Below are 24,235 nucleotides of genomic sequence, written 5' to 3' on the forward strand. Positions count from 1 at the left end.
TATAATACTGCGAAATTGTTCTAAAGCGCAAGAGTGTCTTTATGTCTCTAAAAAGACATGATCCTCTCTTTCATTTTCTTTTCCTCCCTCACACTCTCTTTGCTTCCTAAAAAAGAGCAGCCAACTTGAACAAAATCTTTCAAGGAAAAACCTACACCCCATCATAGTCTTATCGCCTCATCATATTATTGCTCCATAATCTCCGCCCCATCATCCCATCGTACCATCGCTCCATAATCCGCTAAACCGCACTAAATCGCCAACAAACTCTGCTATCAATCACCTATGCCGTTAACACATAGAGCCTCTCTGAAGAAACTGCATGATGACAGATTGGTGCAAATGAAGGGTTTTCGTCTTTGAGAGCGAGAGGAAATCAAACTTGGCATTGGGCAAATCATTTTGCAAAAAATGAAGCCATAAATGGGGTTATCAAAGTAAGGAGGGAAATGAAAACCGCAACATGATAAAGCCCCAATAGGAATATAGCATGCCATGTTGATTATTAACATGGAGACTCAATGATGAAACCACAAGATTCTAAAAGCAATACCCAGAGTTTACCATCAACACAGGAAGGTGCGCGTGCCAGTGGCTCCTTAGAAAATCTTTCTACGGATTTAGAGGAGCGCAGCTTTGACGCAGAAATTCCATTCAGTCAAGAACAATTAAAAGACATTATCACAAAACTCGAACGTGATATTGCTGATGGAAATTGGGTCAAAGGTGATTACGCAAGTATAGATTTGAAATTGATGCCAGCTCTTGTAGCCCAAGCGAATTATAAATACCCACAATTGAATCTTAAATTTGCAGAAACCTTTGAAGACCTTATTTCTTCACTAAAAGAGGCACAGGATAAGGGAATTTCATCTTCCAGATACATAGTCCACAAGAAGGACGGAGGAATTCATTTTGCGGTTATGGATCATCAAACCATTGATGAAAAAATGTCTTTGATACTTTTTGAACCAGCAACACTCAACAGTATGAATACAGCGATGTTAGCACTAAGGACAGAAATGGCTGTTAAATCTGAATTACCTGGGTGTTATTTTTCTATTGCAGAAATGGACATTCAACGCAGTAGCTCTGAATGCGGAATGTTTAGCTTAGCTCTTGCTAAAAAGCTTCATACGAACGCTGACAAATTGACAAGAATACACCAAGACAATATTAACGGCGTCTTATGCAAACAAGGTGCACCTCTCCCTTCTGAGAAATTAGATACCTATCTTCCCGCTGGCTTTTACAAACACACGCAGGGTAGCCGACGTCTCGACCAATATATGAAATCAAATCCTGGTTCTGAAAGTGAAAAAGTAAACAAACAAGAGCAAACACTTCGTGAAAGATTTGATAAAAACTCAATAAAAACAGAGGACGACAAAACGGTCTCTGTTTCGTCTCATAGGAAGAGGGTCCGAGAATACAACTCTCTCATGCTATAGTCAAAGAGTCTCTCAATCTCTCTCTCATGAGAGAGCATTGCATATTTTTGTGCATCTGTAGAGGGAAATGAAGCGCAACATTCCAGTTTATGCGTTAGATTGGTTCATAGGCGCACATTTCCCTGTTTTTTCGGTTTATAAAACACCGACAAAGGATTTGGTTTTAGAGACGGAGTTTGGTTTAATCGACACCGGCAAAAGAGGGAAATTCACGTGTAGAATGACAACAACGCTCCTCTTGCCACGTTGGCAAGTTTTACATATGCCAATGGCAATTGGGTTTTAGTCCCTCAAATTTCCCCTGCTTTACAAAACCATCTTTAAAAAGAAAACCTTCATTTTTAGCTTTCACGATAAGCAGACAATAAAAACCACAACATGTTTCAGCCCCAATAGGAATATAGCATTCCATGTTGATTATTACCATGGAGGTTTATATCATGAAACCACAAGATTCTAAAAGCAATACCCAGAGTTTATCACCAACACAGGAAGGTGCACGTGCCAGTAGCTCTTTAGAAAATCTCTCTCCAGATTTAGAGAAAAGCAGCCTTAAAACAGAAAAAGAGATTTTCTTCAGTCAACAACAATTACAAGACATTATCACAGAGCTTGAACGCGATATTGCCAATGGGAGTGCGATCAAAGGCAATTACCATTATGCCAACACAGATTTTAGGCTGCTACCAGCTCTGATAGAGCAAGCAAATCGTAAACATGAAGGATTAAATCTCAAACTTATCACAACATCTCAAGAGCTTATCTCTTCAATAAAAGAAGCAAGGGATAACGGAGTTCTCTCTGCTCGCTATATCGTGAACATGACGGACAGAGGCATCCATTCTGTGCTCCTCGATCAAAGAACCATTGCGGATAAAACATCTTTGATAATGTTGGAACCAGCCACACTTGATAGTGAATCAGCATTCTTGCTATCAATAAGACTACACATTATCATACAACGTGAATTACCAGAATGTCATTTTTCCAAGTGTGTCATGGACATTCAACGCAGTAGCTCTGAATGTGGAATATTTTGTTTAGCTCTTGCTAAAAAGCTTCATACGAACGCTGACAAATTGACAAGAATGCACCAAGACAATATTAACGGCGTCTTATGTGAACCCAATACAACACTCCCTCCCGAGAAAAGTGATCAGTATCTTCCTGCTGGTTTTTACAAACACACGCAAGGCACAAGGCGTCTGAGGGAATATATAAGATCCAATCCAGAAACTGAGAATGAAAAAGTGAATAAAAAAGGGGAAACGCTTCGTGAAAGATTTGATAAAAACCTCGTAACAACAGAGGAAAAAACTGTTTCTGTTTCAATACAGAGAAAAAGAGTCTCTGAATATAAATCTCTCATGCTATAGTATAGGGTCTCTGAATACATCTCTCAATGAGAGAGTGTTGCATATTTTTTACCTCTGTAGAGGGCAATGGAGCATGATCTTCTGATAAAACAATAACGTCTGTTCATGAGGCGCACATTTTCCTGCTTTTTCGGTTTATAAAACACCGACAAAGGATTTGGTTTTATGGACAAAGTTTGGTTTTATAGACACCGGCACAAGAGGGAAATTCACGTGTAGAATGACACCAATGCTCCTCTCTCCTTTTAGAGATGCCAATGACTATTGATTTTTAGACTCTCATATCCCCTTTGCTTGACAAAACCTTATTTTAAAAAAGCCTTTATTTTTAGCTCTCATAATAAGCGGATAATGGATAGCACAACATGATAAAGCCCCAATAAGAATATAGCATTCCATGTTGATTATTACCATGGAGACTCAATGATGAAACCACAAGATTCAAAAAGCAGCGCCCAGAGTTTATCACAAACGCAGGAAGATGATATCACCCAAGAATCTTTAGAAAGTCTTCTTGCCCGTTTAGCAATGACCGAATCTCCAACAGAAGAACCTAAAATCACCAATGAAAAATTAAAAGAGATTATTAAAGACTTAGAAAAAGATCTCACCGATGGGAGTTGGTTGAATAAATATTGCGCAGATATAGATCTTAAACTGATGCCAGATCTTGTAGCTCAAGCAAATCGTAAACATGAAGGATTAAATCTTAAACTTGCGATGAGTCCTGAAGAATTTGCTAGTTCCATAAAAGATGCAATAGACAAGGGAATTCAATCTTCCAGATATCTCGTAAATACAGGAATGAGCAGAATCCATTTTGCAACGATTGATCATAAAACTATCGATAACAAGACATCTCTGATATTACTTGAACCGACAACATGTGAGAATATTAAAGCGGCGAGGTTAGTCTTAAGAACGCAAACGGCTGTTAACGATGCTCACCTGCCAAATTGTTATTTTTCTGTAACAGAAATGGATATTCAACGCAGTTCCTCTGAATGTGGAATATTTTGTTTAGCTCTTGCTAAAAAGCTTCATACGAACGCTGACAAATTGATAAGAATGCACCAAGACAATGTTAACGGTGTGTTGTGTGAACCCAATACACCTCTCCCTTCTGAGAAATTAGATCAGTATCTTCCCGCTGGTTTTTACAAACACACACAAGGCACAAGGCGTCTGAGGGAATATATAAAATCCAATCCAGAAACTGAGAATGAAAAAGTGAATAAAAAAGGTGAAACACTTCGTGAAAGATTTGACAAAAACCTCGTAACAACAGAGGACGACAAAATGGTCTCAGTTTCACCTCATAGGAAGAGAATCTCTGAATATAAATCTCTCATGATGGTGTAAAGAGCCTCTCAATCTACATCTCTCATGATGGAGTATTACATATTTTTGCGCATATGTGGAGGGAAATGAAGCGCAATATTTCAGTTTATGCGTTAGATTGGTGCATGAGGCGCACATTTTCCTGCTTTTTCAGTTTATAAACACCAGTAAAAGAGGCACGTTTGTTTATGAAATTCCCCAGTGTCATAATCAAAAACAAAGACAGCATAACGATAAGAAAAAGCCTCGTTTGACAAGAGAAGGCGCAAGGCATAACGGCACGCAAGTTTTTGACAAATTTTAAAATTTTGCAGATGCAAGGGATAACCAGAAAGGTCTCTTAAAACCCCTTCATTTTTCTTTAATCTTCTCAATAAAACCGTCTTCATTTTTTCTCTCACCTTGAGAAGAAAATCAAGACCACAACATGTTTCTGCCCCAATAGCCCATAACACTCCACACAAGTTGTTAGCATGGAGATTGATATTATGAAACCGCAAGATGCAAAAAACCAAGACGCAAAAAACATTGACGTCGATAGTACATCACAAAGACAAGAAGAAGCTGTCAGCAATGAATCATTCGCAAGCTCTCTTGCACATTTAGAAATGACGAGTAGCCAATCAGCAGCTCTCCCGCCAATCAGCAGTCTCCCATTGAGCCCTACAAAATTGCAAGATCTTATTACCAGTTTAGAAAAGGACCTCTCCAGTGGTTATTGGCTTCTTGCCGATTATGAAGATACAGATTTTACAATGATGCTGGCCCTCGTCAAACAGGCAAATCGTAAATATCCCGATTTGCATCTTAAATTTACCTTAACAGCACACGACTTTACCCTCTCATTAAAAGAAGCTCTTGCGAACGGCATTCAATCTTCAAGATATATCATCAACACGCAGGAAAGAGGCAACCATTTTGCGGTCATTGATCATCGCACCATTGAAAACAAAACGTCCGTGATATTGTTTGAATCGACCACATTTATGAATAATACCAGCGCGACTCTGTTAGCATTGAGAACAAGACAAGCCCTTCACCGTGAATTGCCCGAATGTCATTTTTCTATTGCAGAAATGGATATTCAACGAAGTTCCTCTGAGTGTGGAATATTTAGCTTAGCTCTTGCTAAAAAGCTTCATATCGAAGCGCACAAATTGGCAAGAATACACCAAGACAATATTAACGGCGTCTTATGTGAACCCAATACACCCCTTCCTTCTGAGAAATTAGATACGTATCTTCCCGTCAGCTTTTATAAACACACGCAAGGGAGAAGACGCCTCGAACAATACATAAAATCAAATCCGGGGACTGAAAATGAAAAAGTAAACAAAAAAGGCGAAACGCTTTACGAAAGGTTTGAAAAGAACTTAACGAGCCCAGAGAACAAAACACTCTCTATTTCAGCACATAGCAAAAGGATTTCTGAATATAAATCTGCCCTTCACTTATAATGGTGTTTTTAACATTTTTTAATGGTGTTTTTAACATTTTTGCACATCTGCGCAGAAGAAAGCAGCCCTTCATTGGTGTTTATGGATTAAATCCGTGCATATCGGGCACTTGATTTGCTTTTGATTTGTAGACTGCACAGCATCTAAACTTATGTACATATTAAAGCAAAAGCCTCTGCTCTCTTAAAGAGAGCATCTTTTAAATCGCATCAACCGTTCCAAGCTTCTTTTTAGAGGAATATTTTTTCCTTTTACCAGAGCACCTGTCTCTCCACCAACGCTACCAACATCAATCCAGCTACCACCCCACAACCCCCAGCACAAAGCAACGAGCACCTACCAACCCCACCACCCCATCTATCAATCCTGCCATCATCAACCACCACCCCACCACCAGCAACACAAAGCAGCGAGCACCAACACCTACCAACCCCACTACCCCATCTATCAATCCCGCCATCATCAATCACCACCCCACCACCAGCAACACAAAGCAACGAGCACCAACACCTACCAACCCCACCACCCCATCTATCAATCCTGCCATCATCAACCACCACCCCACCACAAACAACACAAAGCAACGAGCACAAGCTTGATAAAACGGGTGGTTACACCACAAAAATAGAGTGCGAACTTTTTGATGAAGGACAAGAAGACGCCGCTGGAAATGCTGCAAACACAACGCCAGAGAAGGATGACACTCTTGATCCAAACGCTTCACAAAATGTATATGATGAAGGTGAAGGCGTCATCCATATGGATGAGGAGGATATATAATAAGCGACCATGTTTTGCTATAAAACACTGTTGTTTAAGAAGACAACTAATACACTCAATACAACAGATTAAACGTGTGGAACTGGTCGTTCAAGAGGCTGTACAGCTAAGCGAAATCCCATGGTACGCAGTAAAGCATTCAAGCTGCGAAACTCTGGATTGCCTTTTTCTGAAAGTGTACGGTAAAGTTGTGTAGGATTCAAGTTGGCTGCTTTAGCTACAGCTTGAACACCACCATAAGCTTTAGCCATTTGGCGAAGTGTTACAAGCAATTCACCTTGATCACCATCTGCTAGGATTGCATCAAGGGTAGCTGCTGCTATCTTAGGGTCATCATAGAAAATTTCCGCCATTGCATCATCATGGTTACAGTCTTTCATTTTTGCACTCCTTTAATCTTCACGGTTTTGCCAATCACGCCAACAAGCACATGCGCGAGTGATATCAATCTCTTGTGTTTTTTTGCTACCACCGCATAATAGCAATAATACAGTCTTTCCAGATTGGGCATAATAAACTCGATAACCAGGACCAATATTAATACGCAGTTCATGAACACCATCACGAAGCGGCTAAAATCGCCAAAGTTTCCTTGCTCTAAGCGATTAAGACGGCGAATAATAGCAGTTTAGCCTGTACATCACGGAGCTTTCACAGCCAATCAGTTATCAAGTTTTTGCCATCAGAGGTAAGGGAGTGACGTATCTCAAACATCATATATATTCGTTTATAAACGAATGTTTATCAAGAGGAAAATGAAAAGTTGAGAAAAATATTCTTTTGTTCCAGTGAAAAAGCTACATAAGTTTTTAATAGCCGTCTTTTCGAAGAGAAAAGAGATTCACTTTCATTTTACTATTCCTAAAAACACAGCCAAACAGCGTTCAATTTCTACCATTTTATCTGCATGCATAGAACCGAAAGCTAGAATAACCTTTTCGCATCCTACCGTCATGATCTTATCAATCATCACTTGTGAAAGCTTTTGTAAACCGTTTTTGGCATCTGGTTGAATAGTAATGCGAAGTAATGGTGCTGCAATAAGTGTACTTGTAATTGGTAAAACTGTTACGCTTGTATGTTCGCTGAATTGATTGGCTTGAATTATTAATGCAGGTCTTGGTTTACCAAAATCACCCTGCATCGCTATTGTTACGAGAGATCCACGCATCATTCTGTCCAGCCATCAACATCCACTACAGATTGATCCATAAATAATTGCATAGATGTATCTGTTTTATCCATTTTTGCTACCAAGCGACACTGACGACGGCACTCTTCTGCAAAGTTTGGTTGACGTGTATCTGGTACCCAAATTTGCATCAAGCGCAATCCTGCTTTCCTTTGTGCGTTGCGATGTTTTTGAACGCGTTCATTAACGTGCATTGTAGCCATAAGAAAACCTCCACTATGTTTCATGTAACGTATAACACAAAAAAAAGTTACATGAAACAAAAATTTAATAATCTTCGCGGAAATGCCCCCGTTACACCGTAAAATCTCATCCTTTAGACTGGGGGAAATGTCTATTTTTTAATCCAGCTCTGCTTTGTGCAGAGCTTTTTTTATGGAGAAACCTATGAGAAAAATATCACAAGAAGGATTAGCACTGATTAAACAATGGGAAGGCTTGCGTCTTAACGCCTATAAAGATGCCATTGGGGTGTGGACCATTGGTTATGGGCATACAAATTCTGCTGGAAAACCCTTTGTTCATAAGGGCATGACAATCACTGAAGAACAAGCCGAAAATGTTCTTTGCCATGATTTGCAACAATTTGAGAATGCTGTTGAACGCGCTGTTCAAGTTTCCTTAACAGACGAACAATTCGCAGCACTCGTATCCTTTTGTTATAATGTAGGAACAGCAGCCTTTTGCAATTCGACACTGTTAAAAAAACTCAATCAAGGTGAATATGAAGCAGTGCCCTCTGAATTACAAAAATGGACCAAAGCGGGTGGAAAGCGCCTTCAAGGTCTCGTCCACCGGCGTACAGCAGAAGCAGGCTTATGGGCAAAAGGGGCTTATGTTTCCTCCAATTATCAACCAGTAGAAACCAAACAACCAACGGGGATTTTCAAAGCGGAAGCCCTTGCCCCAATCATTGGTTCTTTCTCTGGTCTTGGCGGCTTGTTAGCGGGCAATGGTCCTATCCAATGGGCATTAGCAACCATTATGATTTTAGCCGCCTGTGCGGGCCTTTTCTTTGTTACCAAACGCTTTCAGGAGCACAAATTATAGATCTTATGGATGAAGAAATCTGATGCTAACAGGTGCGGCTTTAGCCGCTTTTTTTATAGCTTTAGAAAAAGCTTTTGTTCTTGGCAAAAAGCAGGAGCACCAACGATAACCGTATCGATAAAGAAACAGCCAACGGGGCAAAGCATAAGCCCTTGCCCAATCATTGGTTCTTTCTCAAGACTTGGCGGCTTGTTAGCAGGCAATGGTCCTATCCAATGGGCATTGGCAACCATTATGATTTTAGCCGCCTGTGCGGGCCTTTTCTTTGTTACCAAACGCTTTCAGGAGCACAAATTATAGATCTTATGGATGAAGAAATCTGATGCTAACAGGTGCGGCTTTAGCCGCTTTTTTTATAGCTTTAGAAAAAGCTTTTGTTCTTGGCAAAAAGCAGGAGCACCAATTATAGCCTTATCGATAAAAAGCAGCAAACGGGGCAAAGCAGAAGCGCTTGCCAAATCATTGGTTCTTTCTCAGGGCTTGGCGGCTTGTTAGCAGGCAATGGTCCTATCCAATGGGCATTGGCAACCATTATGATTTTAGCCGCCTGTGCGGGCCTTTTCTTTGTTACCAAACGCTTTCAGGAGCACAAATTATGATTTTATGGATGAAAAAAAATCTGATGCTAACAGCTGCGGCTTTAGCCGCTTTTTTTATAGCTTTAGCAAAAGCTTTTATTCTTGGCAAAAAGCAGGAACACCAATTATAGCCTTATCGATAAAAAACAGCCAACGGGAATTTTCAAAGCGGAAGCGCTTGCCCCAATCATTGGTTCTTTCTCAGAGCTTGGCGGTTTGTTGACAAACCATGGTCCCACCCAATGGGCATTGGCAACCATCATGGTTTCAACCGCCTGTGCGGGCCTTTTCTTTGTTACCAAACGCTTTCAGGAGCACAAATTATGATTTTATGGATGAAAAAAAATCTGATGCTAACAGGTGCAGCTTTAGCTGCTTTTTTTATGATTTTAGCAAAAGCTTTTGTTCTTGGCAAAAAGCAGGAACACCAATTATAGCCTTATCGATAAAAAACAGCCAACGGGAATTTTCAAAGCGGAAACCCTTGCCCCAATCATTGGTTCTTTCTCAGGGCTTGGCGGTTTGTTGGCTGGCTTTATTGGCAGGCAATGGTCCTATCCAATGGGCATTAGCAACCATTATGATTTTAGCCGCCTGTGCGGGCCTTTTCTTTGTTACCAAACGCTTTCAGGAGCACAAATTATGATTTTATGGATGAAAAAAAATCTGATGCTAACAGGTGCGGCTTTAGCCGCTTTTTTTATAGCTTTAGAAAAAGCTTTTGTTCTTGGCAAAAAGACTGAACAACAAAAGCAAACAGAGAAAACTTTAAAGACAGCAACAACACGGCTTGAGGTAGAAAATGAAATTAATCAAAAAAGTGATGCTGATGTACGTGCTGATCTCTCTCACTGGTTGCGCGACAAATAAAGTTGCTTCTTCTTGTGTGGGTTGGTTGCCGATATATTTGGAGCGCCAAGATTTGAACGCCATCAGTTCAAACTTAGCAAGAGAGATCTTAAAGCACAATAAACAGGGTGAATATTTATGTGGGTGGAAACATGACCAGAAAAAATACTAAAAAAACCACCGAGCTTACAGAAGCAGAAAAAGAAATGCTTCAAGAAATGATCATCACTTATCAAAATGTAAAAATGATGTCTCGTTTTATGAAGTGGATAGCATTCTTTCTCTTTTTGCTGATCCTTGATTTTGCTCGGCTTATGGATGCGATAGACAATGTTTTTGCCCATTTAAAACAATGGTTTTCAAAGCACTAAACACTGATCCCCCAAAAGCATATCTATGATACCGAAAATATTTGAAACGCAAAAAGCCTGAAGTGAGAAAACCATTTTTGAAGAGTTGAATGCTTTTATCTCCATTCTATTATACGTCATTTTGTGCTTAAATATGCCATAAATAAGCTTCTTTATTATTTTATTTTAGTAATTAATATTAACTATAGATTTTTTAATTGAAACATGTATAATACGTTTCGTGTTTGAAATAGAGGGATTTTCATGAATAAAAAATATTTAGTAACAGCGTCGATTTTGAGTTTACTTGCAACTTCAACGGTGCAAGCGGCAGATAGCATCATTCATCAAGAGCACAAACCAACTGTTTCAGTTCTCCAAGGAGCAAAACAAACTGTTTCACCGGTTGTAGTTGCTTCACCTTTTTCTTGGAGCGGTTCTTATCTTGGAGGACAAATTGGTGGTTTTTCCAGTCGTAATACTTTAAATTACGCTGAAGATGCAAAAACGGGTAAATGGGCTTGGGTTGACAAATCTTTATCACCTAAACTATCAGGATTCGTCGCTGGTCTTTATGCGGGTTCTAATCTTGATTTGGGCAATAACTTCATTTTAGGTGTTGATACAGATATGGTCTGGTCTGGTAAAAAAGACACCGAAAAGGGTAAAGAGAAAAGGATTTTAGATGACGATGCGCTAGCTTCAATCAACGCAGTTTTTAAAGAAGCAGAACTTCCTATTAAAAGACCTGGGGCTCCTGATGAAACAATCCCCAATATTGGTGATATTGTTGAGAGCAGTGTAACTTTAAAAGAAAAGTGGACTGGTGCAACGCGTGTCCGCATTGGTTTTGCTTCAGGTTGCGTGATGCCGTATGTTGCTGGTGGTATAGCCTATGGACAGATGCAATATATCATGTCCATTTTGTCAAAATCGCAAGAAGATCCTACTTTTGTGTTTGCTTCTGGCGATGTATTGGATGAAAGCAAAACCATGATTGGCTACACATTAGGTGGTGGTATTGATCTTGCAATGACAAATAATATTATCATGCGTGCAGAATATCGTTATTCGGATTTTGGTAAAACAAAATTCGCCGATGATAAGCTTGAAATAAGTTCCAAAACCAATAATTTCCGTATTGGTATCGGTTATAAATTTAATTAATTGCAAAATTAAAGAAGAGAGAACTCCACAAAAACCCTGTCTTTGACGGGGTTTTTTATTTATTGATTGCAAAATATTGTTCTTAAATATTGGCAAAGAGTCCAGCATATCGCCTAGACACTCGATTGCTCGATTGCTCGATTGCTCGATTGCTCGATTGCTCGATTGCTCGATTGCTCGATTGCTCGATTGCTCGATTGCTCGATTGCTCGATTGCTCGATTGCTCGATTGCTCGATTGCTCGATTGCTCGATTGCTCGATTGCTCGATTGCTCGATTGCTCGATTGCTCGATTGCTCGATTGCTCGATTGCTCGATTGCTCGATTGCTCGATTGCTCGATTGCTCGATTGCTCGATTGCTCGATTGCTCGATTGCTCGATTGCTCGATTGCTCGATTGCTCGATTGCTCGATTGCTCGATTGCTCGATTGCTCGATTGCTCGATTGCTCGATTGCTCGATTGCTCGATTGCTCGATTGCTCGATTGCTCGATTGCTCGATTGCTCGATTGCTCGATTGCTCGATTGCTCGATTGCTCGATTGCTCGATTGCTCGATTGCTCGATTGCTCGATTGCTCGATTGCTCGATTGCTCGATTGCTCGATTGCTCGATTGCTCGATTGCTCGATTGCTCGAGTGCTCGATTGCTCGATTGCTCGATTGCTCGATTGCTCGATTGCTCGATTGCTCGATTGCTCGATTGCTCGATTGCTCGATTGCTCGATTGCTCGATTGCTCGATTGCTCGATTGCTCGATTGCTCGATTGCTCGATTGCTCGATTGCTCGATTGCTCGATTGAAAAAAGTAGCTATTTTAAAATTTTGTCAAGCTCTTACTGAGATGCAACACAGTAATGCACAGTAAAAAAAGAGAGTACCCGTTAAAAAGGTGTCTATTATCACTTTTTAAAAATTCATTTTCCTATAGCATTTCGCGAGAAAAGTTTTCAAATAGATGCATAACAACAATTTCATAAATTGCAAAATGTATAAATATTGTTTTTATTTTCGCTCTTATAAGCGTGAGGCAAAATTATAAAAAAATAAGGAGGCTACAACGTTTTCTCTATTTTTCCGGTTTCAAAAAGAAATCTTGGTATAATTGCGCATCTATCCCCGCTTCACCGAACAAGAGGAGAACAAGAAATGGAGCAATCTTACACAAAGCCATAGATGATTCTATTTTATGATTTTTATTGTTATCCTCCCTTTTAAGGATAAAATTTTCTAATAACCAGCATGACCATCAATCTGTCATTCGATGCATCTTTTTAGTAACAGAGAGGTTTCAGCTGTTGCCCCTTATGCTTCACGCGAGAGACAAACTGGATGCGAGATCTTGAACATCCTCTGCCAATAGACAAAACATCTTCTTCAAATGGATAATTGCCTGCCTTTGATGCAAAAGAAACTGCAATCACACAAAAGAGGCTTTTATAGACGAAAGAGATCTTACATCACTGCTCTGAAGAACCCTATTTACGCTTCAAGATAAGCGAATGAAACATCAATCTGTCATTTGATGCCTCTTTTTGCAACAGAGAGGTTTCAGCTGTTGCCCCTTATGCTTCACGCGAGAGACAAACTGGATGCGAGATCTTAAACATCCCCTGCCAATAGACAAAACATCTTCTTCAAATGGATAATTGCCTGCCTTTTTGATGCAAAAGAAACTACAATCACACAAAGAGAGCTTGTTAGACGAAAGAGATCTTACATCACTGCTCTGAAGAACCCTATTTACGCTTCAAGGTCAGCGAGTGAAATAGTGAAAGTGTTCAAAGGAAAGTGAGTGAAAGTGAAGAGAGAACGCACAGAAACCGTATGGAGAAGAGAAGGATAGATGGGATGGTGCGGGTGGTCGGACTCGAACCGACACTCCTCTCGGAACCAGATTTTGAGTCTGGCGCGTCTACCAGTTCCACCACACCCGCACATTGTCGTTCCACACATTACATTATTCGTAAAGAACGACCATGATAAAAAATATGTTATAAAAACATCTTTCCTAAAGGACAGACTGGCCCATTATCTTTCTGCACTACATGAAGAAGGATAGATTCGTCAACACTATACTTATGTTTTTTAAAGAATTCGTATTATTTTGTACTGTACATTTTTATCTATTCGCTCCATTTCGTTTTTGGAGAATTATTTGTAAAGTCTTTACCTCTAGGAGCTATGAGAGGTCTCATGATATTGAACAGATTAAAGCTTTGGACGATTTCTTTAGCAAATCGGCGTACAGCACCACACTGGCTTGGGTTCATTGCTTTTATTGAAAGTTCTGTTTTTCCCATACCGATAGATGTCTTGTATATTCCAATGACCCTTGTCCAACCCAAACGGGCTTACTACTATGCCCTTATTGCAACGATCTGTTCTGTTTTAGGGGGAATCGCTGGTTGGTTTATTGGGCATTTTGCCTATGATACACTCGCCAAACCGATTTTAGAGTTCTACGGACAAGTTGAAAATTTTCAAGCACTAAAAAGCGATGCAACATTGCAATTTCTCATTATTTTACTGATCACTTCAGGTTTTTTTCATCTTCCTCCTATTAAGATCGTGACGATTTTGGCAGGTGTTATAGGTGTGCATCTTGAAATTTTTGTTATCACCTGTATCTTTGCTAGAGGAGCACGTTTTTATCTTATTGCTTGGCTCATTCAACGCTTTGGACAACGAGCAATGGATTTTTTTCTGCGCCATTTCAAATGGATTATCCTGATCTGTTGTGTTACCCTACTTTTTGTTTATGGAGCTTTCATAGTTTTTGTAAACAAGCACCTTTTATCTTAAGAGGCATGCTCAATGGCACATATTTTGCACAAGCACTTTTATCTTGAACCAAGCAAAAGAGAACTCAGTTTATGGGCTTTTTTTCTCGCCTTTTGCCTCTCTGCTACGATAGGTTTAGCCCTTTGTTTTGAACATATTGGCGGGTACCTGCCTTGTGATTTATGCCTGATTGAACGTCTTCCCTATTATAGTGCTCTGCCGTTTTTGCTTTTAGCAGGTTTTGGAGCCTGGTTTTTTCGCATATCTTCTTGGATACAGCTGTTATTTTTATGCGTTTTTATCCTCATGACGATCAGCCTTGTTCTAGCGGTATATCATACGGGTGTTGAATATGGCTTTTGGCCAGCACCAGCCAGCTGCAGTATAAATGTAATAAAGAAAACCACAGATGTTAACCAGCTTTTCAATCAATTGAACAATATCCATCCCCCTTCTTGTTCTGAAGCACCGATACGCTTTCTTTTTCTCTCCTTTGCCGGTTGGAATGTTGTTGCAAGCCTCATCTACATGCTTGCAAGCCTTTACATTTCTTCAAAAGGGCTGCTTTCCAAGTGATAAAAAGCCTAATCATAAAAGAACAAAAAACCACGTGCATGGATATTTTTTCACCCCTCTTTTGAACACACCACGACCCCATACCTCAGCATCCGTCCTATAACACTAACATTCTTCCTCTAGCCTCGAGCAAAAAGAAAAACTAAGCCGATACATCCATTTTATTGTTTGGCACTCTGCACTTATAAAAAACATTTTGATAAAAATAGACAATAGAAAAGCTGTAAAGTTAAGTGAAGAGATCGATAAACAAGAAAAATAAAGCACCGATACTTTTTCTCTGCTTTGCCGGTTGAAATATTATTACAAACCGGCACCATTCTATTCTTTATAAGCCTCCAATGTTACAACACCTCTTGGTATTTAGACGATTCATGAAAAGCATTTTACTTCTTTCTTTAGGATTTTTACCCATATGCCACCCCCGTTTGTGACGTGCAAATAAGCGATTTTTCTCGATTCAAAATAAGATGAGAGAGTCTTACAATATTGAAGGCTATGATACATTTGATGCTATAACACGCGTTGAAAGTCATTATTTATCTTTATAAATCAATGCATTATTACTAAACCCATCTCCATGCTTGCAAACCTTTACATTGCTTCAAAAGGTCTGCTTTCCAAATGATAAAAAACTCTCATCACCAAAAAAACAAAAAACCGTACACATGCGTGCTTACCATCCCCCTTTTTCCAGCTCGCCACGACCTCATACCTCAGCATCCGTCCTATAACACCAGCTCTTTCCCCTAACCTCGAGCGAAAAAGAAAAATAAACAGATACATCCATTTTATTGGTTACGCTCTCTGTACTTATAAAAAACATTTTGATACAAACCGGCAACAGAAAAGCTGTAAAATAAGTGAGTGAGGGGACCGATAAACATGAATGGTTTGCCATGGCTGAGGATAAGAACACAGCACCCCCTACCCTATCACCTCTTTCCTTAGATATAAGTCGACTTGAAGAGCCCTGTGTTATGATGGAACATGATCATAATGCATGGCGCGAACATATAAAAGGAAGAGGAGGAGACTTAAATGCTCCTTACCAAAAACCCCCCCATATAAAACCTCGAATCAAATCGGCACCCCGCATTAGGCAAGTTTTTTGGTGTGACTTTCCTCATGATTCGATCCTTCCTGAATTTTGGAAAAAACGACCTGTTTTAGTGCTTTCTAAGAATGCAAAGTTATATGGCAATGTAACAGTTTTACCTTTTTCCACGAAATCACAACCCAATAATCCGGCTGCCTATCCGCTACAATCTCCCATAGAGAATAAAAAAGCGTGGATTATCTGCAATTATGTCACAACAGTTTCCGTCAGCCGTTTAAGTTGTTCACGTAGCGTTCCAAGATTATCCAGTGAAGAATTTCATAAAATTGTCGCTCTGATGCTCAAACATTTACCGCGTTTACATCATTGACTTTTACGAAGAACAAGTGTATATAAAATAGCATATACGGCATCAGTAATGGTGGCCGCTTCTCCGCAAGGAGAGATAGGAACGGAGGAGTGGGTAACCACTCCTTTCGTCATTTAAGATGCCTTTTTCAATCTTACTGAGAGAGCCAGTTAGAAGGAGTTACAAGGCTGTGTTTGCGATACTTGCAATATACATGTGCAATCTCCTCTTTTTTTTCCTGTTTCAAAGCATCTAGAAATTGCGTGCGTGGAGCAGTATCGATGTTTTTACGGCAATATTTTTCGCTTATTCTTCTCATCAAGTTCAACCAAAAACACTCTCTTAAAGCTTCATAAAACATCTTTTTATAATATGCTTTGTCGACGTGTTCTTTTGATAGAATCCTTTATTCTTCACACCTCCTTTGACCAACCCAGCACCATCATACTCTTTCCCCCCCATCATACTCTTTACCCACCCTAATGTTGCGACAAATCTTGCCCCAAGACGATTCACAAGACAATTCATAGGCTGTCTTTTTCCTCCTTTCTTTAGAGTTTTCTACCCACACACCAGCCTCGCTTATGACATGCAAATAAATGATTATGAGTGATACAAAATGAGAGGATTTGAGATGAGAGAATCTTACAATATTCGAGGGGCTAATTCAACATGCAGAATGATTAATTATCGTTATAAATCAATATCTTGACAGAAAAAAGCAGAAAAAGAAAGTACATCTCTCATGGAGAAAGAGAGCGCCCGAAATCATCTTTGCTATAGATAGCTTTATACGCAAGCATTTTATAGGCGGATATTGTTGTTGTTTAAGAGAGCAAGTGCGTTGTTTTGACAAGAAATTCGTTTGAAGATGGTGTTAAGTTGCCCTTCTCCTCTGTTCCGGTCTCTCGATGACAAAGGTTTCTTGGAAAAAGTTTTTAGAAATGTTTTTGGAAAAATTGTTTTGAAAAAAGTGACAGAAAGTTTTGTTTTTTTGTTGAGTTGATGCTGTTGGTTGAAAATATTTTCCTTTATGAAATGCTTCGCTTTTAAAATGAGGCTTTGTCGGTGTTATAGCAACATGATAGGTGATGACAGTTTGCTCGAAGCACAAAACGCCACCCAATTGCCAATTCACGGGCTTTTTTTAAGAGATATTTCTTAAAGCCTCCAAGCCCATTTCACAACGCCGCCCGTAAATGGTATAGCGTAAAAACTATTGAGCACCACCATCCTTACGCTTATGAAGATACAAGCCGACATCATCATTACTCTTTACCCACCCCCAATATTGCGCCAACCCTTGGTATTGAGACTCTTCATAAGAGACATTTTTATTCCTTTCTTTAGAGTTTTTTCCTCACGCGCTCTACTTGTGACGTGCAAGTACGTAAGATGAGATGAGATGAGATGAGATGAGATGAGATGAGATGAGATGAGATGAGATGAGATGAGATGAGATGAGATGAGATGAGATGAGATGAGATGAGATGAGATGAGATGAGATGAGATGAGATGAGATGAGATGAGATGAGATGAGATGAGATGATATGAGATGAGATGAGATGAGATGAGATGAGATGAGATGAGATGAGATGAGATGAGATGAGATGAGATGAGATGAGATGAGATGAGATGAGATGAGATGAGATGAGATGAGATGAGATGAGATGAGATGAGATGAGATGAGATGAGATGAGATGAGATTAGATGAGATGAGATGAGATGAGATGAGATGAGATGAGATGAGATGAGATGAGATGAGATGAGATGAGATGAGATGAGATGAGATGAGATGAGATGAGATGAGATAATTTTACAATATTCAGGGGTATAATGCAAGTAAAAAATTATTTTTACCTTTATAAATCAATATATTACAGCACCACATCTCCACATTCCATACTGTCTCCACATCCCTCTTCTCCCCATAAAATGCTTCAGTCATCCCTCTAGGAAGTCTTAAACACGTTATCCCCTTATAGACGTCCTTGGCATAGCTTTCTCAAATCATTTACTCGAATCATTTTTCGCCAAACGTCTTGCATTTTGCTACCATTTTTTCTTTAAGCATTGTTCTTACCAGCTTATTTTCTCTTCTTTTGTTTTCTCTTTTTTGAGCTGTTTTTTCTTTCTCTTTACGCACCAACCTTTTTCTTATCTCAACACGAACCTTCCGCAGTTTTAAAATTTTAGATTGACTTTCATTTTTTTCATCCTATATTTTTAGAATTATTCTAAAGTGCAAAGGAACAGAAAATGTTGAAATCGTTTTTTTCATTTGTACAACGTAAAGCTCTGTTCTTTCGTTCGGCACAAAGGATGGTGATTCGCACGCTTAAAGCAAAAGAAAAACGTGCAGCCCTCTATTTAAAATATGCCAAAGCACTCAAGCCTTATTCCTCTGAACAAGCAGCGATTTTTACAGCAATGGGCATGCATGAACTTGAAAACTATAAGCAGCTTCTTTGTCTTTCTTGTAGCAATCGAGCAAGAGCAGTAGGTCCGCTGTGTGAACATCCTGCGCTTATAACCAACAAATACCGGCAAGCAGCGCCTCAAAGAGCAACCATTACCGATAAAGGCACGAAAAAAGAGACAAAGAAGGCATCAAAAACGCATAGACAAATCCTTTTAACGTGGATTCAGCCTGGTCTTGCCGGTTTAATGGATGGCTCCGTTTCTACTCTTGCCCCTATTTTTGCTGCTGCTTTTGCCACGGGAGATACGCATCAAACTTTTCTCATAGGGCTTTCTGCCTCCATTGGTGCAGGTCTATCGATGGGTTTCACAGAGGCTGTCCATGATGATGGCAAATTATCGGGTCGCGGTTCCCCTCTTAAAAGAGGTCTTGCGAACGGCATTATGACAACACTTGGGGGATTAGGTCACACGCTTCCTTATTTAATCCACTCTTTTTACATTGCGACCGTTATTGCCTTTATCGTTGTTTTTTTCGAACTCTGGGCGATTGTGTGGATTCAAAACAGATTTATGTCGACACCTTTTTGGCGTGCATCCTTACAGGTTATCATTGGTGGAGCCCTTGTTTTTGCGACGGGTATCTTCATTGGCAGTATTTAAAACGGGCACCATGGAAAATAAACGTTTACCATGGACAACAAGCAGCGAAAACCATTTCTCCATCTCTCAGTTTTTCGCTGCTTGTTTCACAAGGAAACTTTTGTTAGAATTGTGTTTGTTTTTTATATTCTGGAGATGCTTTGGCCATGCCTTCCACGCACCTGAACAACCAAACGAGTCCCTCTTCCTCGAAGATGGTTCTTCCTTCATCACCACAAATCAGCTTATCGATCCAACGCCTTGAACATAGCCAAGGTTTAGAACTTCCGCACTATGCCACAGCTGGTTCTGCAGGGCTCGATCTGCGAGCAGCACTTGGTGAAGAAGAAACGGTGGTTCTTGCACCGGGGCAACGGGCACTGATTCCAACAGGTCTCATCTTTCATCTCCAGCCCGGTTTTGAAGCGCAAATACGCCCACGCTCTGGTTTAGCCCTAAAGCATGGCATCACATGCTTAAACACACCTGGAACAATTGATAGTGATTACCGTGGTGAGGTAAAAGTTCTCCTCATCAATTTGGGACAAGAAGACTTCTCCATCCAGCGTGGTATGCGCATTGCACAAACGATCATCGCACCGGTTATTCAGGTCAATGTTTCTGAAATGGAGCCATCTGAAGAAGGCAATGCCCATAGCAACGCAGAAAGCCAAGCTCTTACAAGCAGAGGAGCAGGTGGTTTTGGTTCAACAGGGCAAATTTAAACAACATTGCCTTCCACACACCAAAACGCTTCAAAGAGTCCTTCTTTCTCAAAGATGGTTCCTCCTTCATCACCATAAATCCGCTTACCGGTCCAACGCCTTGAACATAGCCAAGGTTGAGAAATTCCACATTATGCCACGGCGAGCTTTGCGAGCTCTACGAACAGCAGGTGAAAAAGAAACGGTGAGGCTTATCGGGGAAACGGGCGCTTATTCCAACAGGTCTCATCTTTCACTCATCAAGTCCGGTTTTGCAGCGCAAATACGCCCACGCTCTGGTTGAACCGTAAAGCATGGCATCACATGCTTAAACACACCTAGAACAATTGATAGTGATTAGCCGAAAGCGAGGTAAAAGTTCTCCTCATTAATTTGGGACAAGAAGACTTCTCCATCCAGCGTGGTATGCGCATTTGCACCAACGGTTATCGCACCGGTTATTCAGGTCAATGTTTCTGAAAGAGAGTCATCTGAAGAAGGCAATGCCCATAACAATGCAGAAAGCCAAGTTCCTATAAGCAGAGGAGCAGGTGGTTTTGGTTCAACGGGGCAAATTTAAACAACATTGCCTTCCATGCACCTGAATACCCCAAAGAGTCCCTCTTCCTCGAAGATGGTTCCTCCTTCATCACCACGAATCCGCTTACCGGTCCAACGTCTTGAACATAGCCAAGATTGAGAAATTCCACACGATTCACGACACATTCTACGGGGCGCAATCTGCGAGCAACACTTGGTGAAGAAGAAACGGTGATTGTTTGTACAAACAACATATTGATTTATAATGATAATTTATCATTTTGCCTATTGAATGAGACCCTCAGATATTGTAAAATTCTTTCATCTCAAATCCTGTTATGTTCAAGCAATTAAAATCACTTGCTTGCACGTCACAAGAGAGGTTGGCGTGTAGGTAAAAAACTCTAAAGAAAGGAGTACAGATGCCTGTTATGAATCCATCGTCTAAATACCAAGGGTTATCGCACATTTGGAGGCTGGCAAAGAGTATGGTGAGACAGGCTTGTACCCAAGCAACAGTCCCTTAACGGAGCTCCTTTTCCACGCTCATTCTACTCTCCAGCCCAGTTTTGCAGCGCTAAGACGCTCACGCTCTTTTTAAACCTTAAAGCATAGCACCCTATTCTTAAATACACCTAGAATAATTGACAGTGCTTAACCAAAAGCGAGGGAAACTTTTCTCTCATCAATTTGGGACAAGAAGACTTCTCTATCCAGCGTGGTATGCCGCATTGCACCAACGGTCATTGCACCGGCTGTTCAGGGCAATTTTGATGCGTTTAAAGCCGTGCAAAATGATATTATACCTTTAAAACATCTAAAGAAGGAAATACTGAGAGCGATAGAGAAAGCCAAGGTTCCACAAACAGAGGAGCAACCGGTTTTCAACAGGCTTCAGAAGAAACAAACCGTTCTCTTCTCTCTGACCGCCCCCTCTCTTACCGATAATCTGTTTGCGCTAGAGGGGGAACAATTTCCATCACAGAACTGTTCAATGCTTAACATATCGCTTGTAACAACTACTCTCGCATACCTGTAACATTTAACCCATCTGCGTTGGGAGTATTTGCGCTGCCGTCACTTGTCTCTTCTTTTGTTGGCTCCTTTGCCGCAACATTGGAAGACTTTTGCAATCCCATAAGACCAACTTTAGTATATCCAGCCATGCGTATTTGATTAAGCAAATCGACAACAGCTCCATAATCAATTCCGCTATCGGCTTTAATCAAAATCTTTGTCTCTCGATTTTGCTTTGTTGCCTTCAATAAAGCATCTGTAAAGGCTGTTTGGGGGATCAGATCATCACCAACATAAAGAGACCGGTCTTTTTGCAAAGTGACATAGAGAGGCTCCTCAGGTTGCACCACTGAAGGTGCTTGCGTTAGAGAGGGGAGTTGAACGGGAATAACAGAGGTTGCCAAAGGTGCCGCAACCATAAAAACAATCAGCAGCACCAGCACAACATCAATAAAAGGGGTTACATTAATTTCGTTGTGCAACCCACTGTCACCGGTTTCCCAATTATCATTAAAACCCGCTTTCATTTTTTCTGACTTTTCTGTTGACGATGTCTATCAAGTTCACGACTCAAAAGCCTTTCAATTGCCGCAGCAATATCGCCCAAATCATTACGATAACCACTCAAGGCACGCATAAGGCTATTATACATAATAACGGCCGGAATAGCCACAAAAAGCCCGATAGCCGTTGCTAATAAGGCTTCAGCGATTCCAGGAGCCACAACATCAAGCCGCGTTGTTTGCGACTGAGCAATGCCGATAAAAGAATTCATGATTCCCCAAACGGTTGCAAAAAGCCCTACAAAGGGAGCAATAGCCCCAATAGTTGCCAGAACGGCACTGCCACAGGCAACACGCCTTGTTGCAGCTAACAAGCAGCGTGACAAAAGCGAATGAACTCTTTCCTTTATACCCTCATTCATATCGTGCACATCCTCACTATAGCGATCTATTTCCTCATAGAAGAAGGGGGCTTCATTGGCAATGGGTGCCTCTTGTTTTGCATGCACTCTTTCACCAGAGCCAGCCCCTTCATTTCCCATAAAACGAACTTGTTGTGTAGAAAGATACACTTCTTTAAGAGCCTCTTTGAGAAAGACCACACCGGCTCCTTTGCTTTCCTTTAAGCTGGCAGCCAAACGCGTGAGGGTCTGTGCATTGAGAGCCAACTGAAGTTCCCGACGCACTCTTCGTTTTGCCAAAGAGATCTCAACAATTTTGACAAAAGCAATTGTCCAAGAGGCAAGAGAAGCCAACAACAAAAGAACGATAACGGACTTGACAACAAAATCAGCTGCCATAAACATAGCAAAAGGGGAAAGGTCATGCGCAGCAAGCAGAGCAGATGCGCTCTCTAAGGGGACTGTTTCAGTTTCCATTTCTCTCACACCATTATGGATTGCACTTGGTTTTACAGCCGTGCCATCAACCCCCGCAGCACTACCCTTCCAAAATGCCACGTCCCTTTTAATATCACTGTGTACGCAATCTAAAAAATAAAACTTGATAAATCAAGTATAGTTTTATTTCAGGAAACAACTCTTTCAAGAGGAATATGAAAGAAATTTTTCTCCTTAAACATTAAAAGAGAATTATCTCAACAATAAGTTGCTTGCGCCAAAGACTTAAACACGCAAACTGCTTTTATAACCAACGAAAAAACATTGGCAGCACGAAAATAGAATGGGTCTTTCTTTTTCATAAACGGCAAGAGAACAGCCTTCAAGAGATTTTTACCAATGTATTTTTACTCAACTATTCATGAACAAAAGAAATTTTTTCATAAAACTTAAACTTGAATTTATCTCAACAATACAGCCCTCTTGGTTGTTGCGTAGGTGCCTAAAACGCTTTTGAAGCAATAAAGCTCTTTAAAGAAAGGAGCAATTTAAAACTGCACTAAAATGCCTCATGTTTTCCGTGAACAACATTGCTTTTGATGCTCTTTTAGAGAATAGGGAAATGTCTTCAATGTGATGGATTATAACGTTATAACGTTAAAAATTTTCCTTTTGATCAGAGAGGAGCTGTAAAATTGCTTTCTGTTTTATAGAATTCAGCACTCTAAAGCTTTTTAAAAGCAGATATTCCTCTTTGCTCGAGATGATCTCATCATGATGATATGGGGGCTGTTGCTTTGTTAAGAGATCCGCATAAAAAAAGGCAAGAGGAACATCCAGTTTTTCAGAAATTTCCTTTAAGCGCCCAGCACTTACACGATTGAGTCCCGTTTCATATTTTTGAATTTGTTGCGCGCTTAACCCTAAGAGGTTTCCCAATTCTTTCTGAGACATTTTCAACATTTTTCGCTTAAAGCGAATTTTTTTGCCGATAAAAGTGTCGTGAAAAAGGTCTTTGTCTTGCATTTTATTCCCCCACCGGGTGCGAGCGCCCTCGCATTGGTATTCCGGGAGTCTAAAACACTGAATCCGAGTCAGCATTTTGCTTTTAGTGCTTGACAGCACCTGGACATAGCAAAATCTCCCGGAATCCCGGGAACACCCATGGTAATGGGCTTATTTTTATGCTCGGATTTTAGGGTTTTTAGATC

The 24,235-nt window shown here is 40.4% G+C and carries 27 protein-coding genes, 1 tRNA gene and 6 pseudogenes; 23 read left to right on the forward strand and 11 right to left on the reverse strand.

The genetic code is table 11. The features are described 5' to 3' along the window. Positions 1-524 precede the first annotated feature (524 nt). The 5 genes from LNM86_RS10310 (at position 525) to LNM86_RS10330 (ending at position 5,625) form a co-directional block, all read left to right on the forward strand. Positions 525-1,451, forward strand: a complete 927-nt coding sequence (locus tag LNM86_RS10310; RefSeq protein ID WP_241438990.1) for a YopJ/AvrA family T3SS effector serine/threonine acetyltransferase — start codon at positions 525-527, stop codon at positions 1,449-1,451. A 67-nt stretch (positions 1,452-1,518) separates the two neighbouring features. After that, the gene (locus LNM86_RS10315) at positions 1,519-1,737 is read left to right on the forward strand and encodes a hypothetical protein (RefSeq protein WP_241437607.1); all 219 of its coding nucleotides are present in this window, start codon (positions 1,519-1,521) and stop codon (positions 1,735-1,737) included. 154 nt (positions 1,738-1,891) lie between these two features. After that, positions 1,892-2,827 (forward strand): YopJ/AvrA family T3SS effector serine/threonine acetyltransferase, encoded by a 936-nt coding sequence (locus LNM86_RS10320; RefSeq protein WP_241437608.1) that lies wholly within the window; start codon positions 1,892-1,894, stop codon positions 2,825-2,827. Between the two features lie 426 nt (positions 2,828-3,253). Continuing rightward, complete coding sequence (locus tag LNM86_RS10325) at positions 3,254-4,189, forward strand: YopJ/AvrA family T3SS effector serine/threonine acetyltransferase (protein WP_241438992.1); 936 nt, start codon at positions 3,254-3,256, stop codon at positions 4,187-4,189. Positions 4,190-4,656: 467 nt separating this feature from the next. Beyond that, positions 4,657-5,625: a YopJ/AvrA family T3SS effector serine/threonine acetyltransferase gene (locus tag LNM86_RS10330; protein WP_308219215.1), complete on the forward strand. Its 969-nt coding sequence runs from the start codon at positions 4,657-4,659 to the stop codon at positions 5,623-5,625. A 251-nt stretch (positions 5,626-5,876) separates the two neighbouring features. Here the strand turns inward: LNM86_RS10330 and LNM86_RS10335 are convergent, their stop codons facing one another. Further along, the gene (locus LNM86_RS10335; protein ID WP_241437609.1) at positions 5,877-6,209 is read right to left on the reverse strand and encodes a hypothetical protein; all 333 of its coding nucleotides are present in this window, start codon (positions 6,207-6,209) and stop codon (positions 5,877-5,879) included. On the opposite strand from LNM86_RS10335, the pseudogene LNM86_RS10340 reads away from it, so the two are divergent. Beyond that, positions 6,202-6,405: pseudogene (locus LNM86_RS10340) on the forward strand (late control protein); the annotation flags it as partial. The gene LNM86_RS10335 and the pseudogene LNM86_RS10340 sit on opposite strands and share 8 nt — an antisense overlap. 68 nt (positions 6,406-6,473) lie before the next feature. Here LNM86_RS10340 and LNM86_RS10345 read toward each other — a convergent pair. The 4 genes and pseudogenes from LNM86_RS10345 to LNM86_RS10360 all read right to left on the reverse strand — a co-directional run bounded on the left by LNM86_RS10345 (position 6,474) and on the right by LNM86_RS10360 (position 7,800). Continuing rightward, the gene (locus LNM86_RS10345) at positions 6,474-6,785 is read right to left on the reverse strand and encodes a helix-turn-helix domain-containing transcriptional regulator (protein WP_241437610.1); all 312 of its coding nucleotides are present in this window, start codon (positions 6,783-6,785) and stop codon (positions 6,474-6,476) included. Positions 6,786-6,797: 12 nt separating this feature from the next. Next, a pseudogene (locus LNM86_RS10350) lies at positions 6,798-7,119 on the reverse strand (type II toxin-antitoxin system RelE/ParE family toxin). Between the two features lie 133 nt (positions 7,120-7,252). After that, positions 7,253-7,576, reverse strand: a complete 324-nt coding sequence (locus tag LNM86_RS10355; protein ID WP_443984239.1) for a type II toxin-antitoxin system PemK/MazF family toxin — start codon at positions 7,574-7,576, stop codon at positions 7,253-7,255. Beyond that, positions 7,576-7,800: an antitoxin MazE family protein gene (locus LNM86_RS10360; RefSeq protein WP_241437612.1), complete on the reverse strand. Its 225-nt coding sequence runs from the start codon at positions 7,798-7,800 to the stop codon at positions 7,576-7,578. The genes LNM86_RS10355 and LNM86_RS10360 overlap by 1 nt, the downstream gene beginning before the upstream one ends. A gap of 184 nt (positions 7,801-7,984) precedes the next feature. Here LNM86_RS10360 and bgtA point away from each other — a divergent pair, with 184 nt between their 5' ends. The 10 genes and pseudogenes from bgtA (at position 7,985) to LNM86_RS10410 (ending at position 12,457) form a co-directional block, all read left to right on the forward strand. Next, positions 7,985-8,647, forward strand: a complete 663-nt coding sequence (gene bgtA / locus LNM86_RS10365; RefSeq protein ID WP_241437613.1) for a gene transfer agent endolysin BgtA — start codon at positions 7,985-7,987, stop codon at positions 8,645-8,647. Between the two features lie 153 nt (positions 8,648-8,800). Then, positions 8,801-8,947, forward strand: a pseudogene (locus LNM86_RS10370) (lysozyme); the annotation flags it as partial. Between the two features lie 155 nt (positions 8,948-9,102). Then, positions 9,103-9,246, forward strand: a pseudogene (locus LNM86_RS10375) (lysozyme); the annotation flags it as partial. Between the two features lie 81 nt (positions 9,247-9,327). Next, positions 9,328-9,552: a hypothetical protein gene (locus LNM86_RS10380; RefSeq protein ID WP_372712436.1), complete on the forward strand. Its 225-nt coding sequence runs from the start codon at positions 9,328-9,330 to the stop codon at positions 9,550-9,552. 126 nt (positions 9,553-9,678) lie between these two features. Beyond that, a pseudogene (locus tag LNM86_RS10385) lies at positions 9,679-9,871 on the forward strand (lysozyme); the annotation flags it as partial. After that, positions 9,868-10,095 carry a hypothetical protein gene (locus LNM86_RS10390; RefSeq protein WP_241437614.1) on the forward strand — a complete coding sequence of 76 codons (228 nt, stop codon included), beginning with the start codon at positions 9,868-9,870 and terminating at the stop codon, positions 10,093-10,095. The pseudogene LNM86_RS10385 and the gene LNM86_RS10390, both read left to right, overlap by 4 nt. Continuing rightward, a complete protein-coding gene (locus LNM86_RS10395; RefSeq protein ID WP_241437615.1) occupies positions 10,028-10,246 on the forward strand; it encodes a hypothetical protein in 219 nt (72 codons plus the stop codon). Before LNM86_RS10390 ends, LNM86_RS10395 begins: the two co-directional genes overlap by 68 nt. Then, positions 10,227-10,445, forward strand: coding sequence for a hypothetical protein (locus LNM86_RS10400; protein ID WP_241437616.1), 219 nt, complete (start codon positions 10,227-10,229; stop codon positions 10,443-10,445). The genes LNM86_RS10395 and LNM86_RS10400 overlap by 20 nt, the downstream gene beginning before the upstream one ends. A gap of 243 nt (positions 10,446-10,688) precedes the next feature. Beyond that, a complete protein-coding gene (locus tag LNM86_RS10405; protein WP_241437617.1) occupies positions 10,689-11,591 on the forward strand; it encodes an outer membrane protein in 903 nt (300 codons plus the stop codon). A gap of 89 nt (positions 11,592-11,680) precedes the next feature. Continuing rightward, positions 11,681-12,457, forward strand: a complete 777-nt coding sequence (locus LNM86_RS10410; RefSeq protein ID WP_241437618.1) for a hypothetical protein — start codon at positions 11,681-11,683, stop codon at positions 12,455-12,457. A gap of 984 nt (positions 12,458-13,441) precedes the next feature. On the opposite strand, the gene LNM86_RS10415 is transcribed toward LNM86_RS10410, so the two are convergent. Further along, positions 13,442-13,526 (reverse strand) — tRNA-Leu (locus LNM86_RS10415). Positions 13,527-13,785: 259 nt separating this feature from the next. On the opposite strand from LNM86_RS10415, the gene LNM86_RS10420 reads away from it, so the two are divergent. The 3 genes from LNM86_RS10420 to LNM86_RS10430 all read left to right on the forward strand — a co-directional run bounded on the left by LNM86_RS10420 (position 13,786) and on the right by LNM86_RS10430 (position 16,379). Further along, positions 13,786-14,394 (forward strand): YqaA family protein, encoded by a 609-nt coding sequence (locus LNM86_RS10420; RefSeq protein WP_241437619.1) that lies wholly within the window; start codon positions 13,786-13,788, stop codon positions 14,392-14,394. A 12-nt stretch (positions 14,395-14,406) separates the two neighbouring features. Further along, complete coding sequence (locus LNM86_RS10425) at positions 14,407-14,949, forward strand: disulfide bond formation protein B (RefSeq protein ID WP_241437620.1); 543 nt, start codon at positions 14,407-14,409, stop codon at positions 14,947-14,949. A gap of 899 nt (positions 14,950-15,848) precedes the next feature. Next, entirely contained in the window at positions 15,849-16,379 is a 531-nt protein-coding gene (locus LNM86_RS10430; protein WP_241438994.1) for a type II toxin-antitoxin system PemK/MazF family toxin, read from the forward strand. 321 nt (positions 16,380-16,700) lie between these two features. Here LNM86_RS10430 and LNM86_RS10435 read toward each other — a convergent pair whose 3' ends face one another. Continuing rightward, complete coding sequence (locus LNM86_RS10435; protein WP_241437621.1) at positions 16,701-16,886, reverse strand: hypothetical protein; 186 nt, start codon at positions 16,884-16,886, stop codon at positions 16,701-16,703. Between the two features lie 1,495 nt (positions 16,887-18,381). Then, positions 18,382-18,504, reverse strand: a complete 123-nt coding sequence (locus LNM86_RS12780) for a hypothetical protein (protein ID WP_256460912.1) — start codon at positions 18,502-18,504, stop codon at positions 18,382-18,384. 113 nt (positions 18,505-18,617) lie between these two features. Here LNM86_RS12780 and LNM86_RS10440 point away from each other — a divergent pair, with 113 nt between their 5' ends. The 4 genes and pseudogenes from LNM86_RS10440 (at position 18,618) to LNM86_RS10455 (ending at position 21,704) form a co-directional block, all read left to right on the forward strand. Further along, positions 18,618-19,442: a VIT1/CCC1 transporter family protein gene (locus LNM86_RS10440; protein WP_241437622.1), complete on the forward strand. Its 825-nt coding sequence runs from the start codon at positions 18,618-18,620 to the stop codon at positions 19,440-19,442. 146 nt (positions 19,443-19,588) lie between these two features. Beyond that, on the forward strand, positions 19,589-20,146 hold the full coding sequence (gene dut, locus LNM86_RS10445) for a dUTP diphosphatase (protein ID WP_241437623.1): 558 nt from the start codon (positions 19,589-19,591) through the stop codon (positions 20,144-20,146). A 78-nt stretch (positions 20,147-20,224) separates the two neighbouring features. Then, positions 20,225-20,705: pseudogene (gene dut / locus LNM86_RS10450) on the forward strand (dUTP diphosphatase). 678 nt (positions 20,706-21,383) lie between these two features. Beyond that, positions 21,384-21,704, forward strand: a complete 321-nt coding sequence (locus tag LNM86_RS10455; protein WP_241437624.1) for a hypothetical protein — start codon at positions 21,384-21,386, stop codon at positions 21,702-21,704. Here the strand turns inward: LNM86_RS10455 and LNM86_RS10460 are convergent. The 3 genes from LNM86_RS10460 to LNM86_RS10470 form a co-directional block, all read right to left on the reverse strand. Beyond that, a complete protein-coding gene (locus LNM86_RS10460; protein ID WP_241437625.1) occupies positions 21,685-22,209 on the reverse strand; it encodes a biopolymer transporter ExbD in 525 nt (174 codons plus the stop codon). The genes LNM86_RS10455 and LNM86_RS10460 overlap by 20 nt on opposite strands. Next, on the reverse strand, positions 22,206-23,063 hold the full coding sequence (locus tag LNM86_RS10465; RefSeq protein ID WP_241438995.1) for a MotA/TolQ/ExbB proton channel family protein: 858 nt from the start codon (positions 23,061-23,063) through the stop codon (positions 22,206-22,208). Before LNM86_RS10465 ends, LNM86_RS10460 begins: the two co-directional genes overlap by 4 nt. Positions 23,064-23,681: 618 nt before the next feature. Beyond that, on the reverse strand, positions 23,682-24,050 hold the full coding sequence (locus LNM86_RS10470) for a helix-turn-helix domain-containing protein (RefSeq protein WP_241437626.1): 369 nt from the start codon (positions 24,048-24,050) through the stop codon (positions 23,682-23,684). Between the last annotated feature and the right edge of the window lie 185 nt (positions 24,051-24,235).

Origin of the sequence: Bartonella machadoae (assembly GCF_022559585.1) — a bacterium.
Classification (GTDB): domain Bacteria; phylum Pseudomonadota; class Alphaproteobacteria; order Rhizobiales; family Rhizobiaceae; genus Bartonella; species Bartonella machadoae.

Excerpts from the sequence above, each read along its gene's own strand:
- dut (WP_241437623.1), top strand. The coding sequence starts at position 19,589 with ATGCCTTCCACGCACCTGAACAACCAAACGAGTCCCTCTTCCTCGAAG.
- LNM86_RS10310 (WP_241438990.1), top strand. The coding sequence starts at position 525 with ATGAAACCACAAGATTCTAAAAGCAATACCCAGAGTTTACCATCAACA.
- LNM86_RS10345 (WP_241437610.1), bottom strand. The coding sequence starts at position 6,785 with ATGAAAGACTGTAACCATGATGATGCAATGGCGGAAATTTTCTATGAT.
- LNM86_RS10460 (WP_241437625.1), bottom strand. The coding sequence starts at position 22,209 with ATGAAAGCGGGTTTTAATGATAATTGGGAAACCGGTGACAGTGGGTTG.
- LNM86_RS10320 (WP_241437608.1), top strand. The coding sequence starts at position 1,892 with ATGAAACCACAAGATTCTAAAAGCAATACCCAGAGTTTATCACCAACA.
- LNM86_RS10420 (WP_241437619.1), top strand. The coding sequence starts at position 13,786 with ATGATATTGAACAGATTAAAGCTTTGGACGATTTCTTTAGCAAATCGG.
- LNM86_RS10325 (WP_241438992.1), top strand. The coding sequence starts at position 3,254 with ATGAAACCACAAGATTCAAAAAGCAGCGCCCAGAGTTTATCACAAACG.
- LNM86_RS10315 (WP_241437607.1), top strand. The coding sequence starts at position 1,519 with ATGAAGCGCAACATTCCAGTTTATGCGTTAGATTGGTTCATAGGCGCA.
- LNM86_RS10400 (WP_241437616.1), top strand. The coding sequence starts at position 10,227 with ATGACCAGAAAAAATACTAAAAAAACCACCGAGCTTACAGAAGCAGAA.
- LNM86_RS10465 (WP_241438995.1), bottom strand. The coding sequence starts at position 23,063 with ATGGAAACTGAAACAGTCCCCTTAGAGAGCGCATCTGCTCTGCTTGCT.
- bgtA (WP_241437613.1), top strand. The coding sequence starts at position 7,985 with ATGAGAAAAATATCACAAGAAGGATTAGCACTGATTAAACAATGGGAA.
- LNM86_RS10435 (WP_241437621.1), bottom strand. The coding sequence starts at position 16,886 with ATGAATTGTCTTGTGAATCGTCTTGGGGCAAGATTTGTCGCAACATTA.
- LNM86_RS10470 (WP_241437626.1), bottom strand. The coding sequence starts at position 24,050 with ATGCAAGACAAAGACCTTTTTCACGACACTTTTATCGGCAAAAAAATT.
- LNM86_RS10430 (WP_241438994.1), top strand. The coding sequence starts at position 15,849 with ATGGCTGAGGATAAGAACACAGCACCCCCTACCCTATCACCTCTTTCC.
- LNM86_RS10390 (WP_241437614.1), top strand. The coding sequence starts at position 9,868 with ATGATTTTATGGATGAAAAAAAATCTGATGCTAACAGGTGCGGCTTTA.
- LNM86_RS10440 (WP_241437622.1), top strand. The coding sequence starts at position 18,618 with ATGTTGAAATCGTTTTTTTCATTTGTACAACGTAAAGCTCTGTTCTTT.
- LNM86_RS10360 (WP_241437612.1), bottom strand. The coding sequence starts at position 7,800 with ATGGCTACAATGCACGTTAATGAACGCGTTCAAAAACATCGCAACGCA.
- LNM86_RS10425 (WP_241437620.1), top strand. The coding sequence starts at position 14,407 with ATGGCACATATTTTGCACAAGCACTTTTATCTTGAACCAAGCAAAAGA.
- LNM86_RS10355 (WP_443984239.1), bottom strand. The coding sequence starts at position 7,576 with ATGCGTGGATCTCTCGTAACAATAGCGATGCAGGGTGATTTTGGTAAA.
- LNM86_RS10405 (WP_241437617.1), top strand. The coding sequence starts at position 10,689 with ATGAATAAAAAATATTTAGTAACAGCGTCGATTTTGAGTTTACTTGCA.
- LNM86_RS10330 (WP_308219215.1), top strand. The coding sequence starts at position 4,657 with ATGAAACCGCAAGATGCAAAAAACCAAGACGCAAAAAACATTGACGTC.
- LNM86_RS10395 (WP_241437615.1), top strand. The coding sequence starts at position 10,028 with ATGAAATTAATCAAAAAAGTGATGCTGATGTACGTGCTGATCTCTCTC.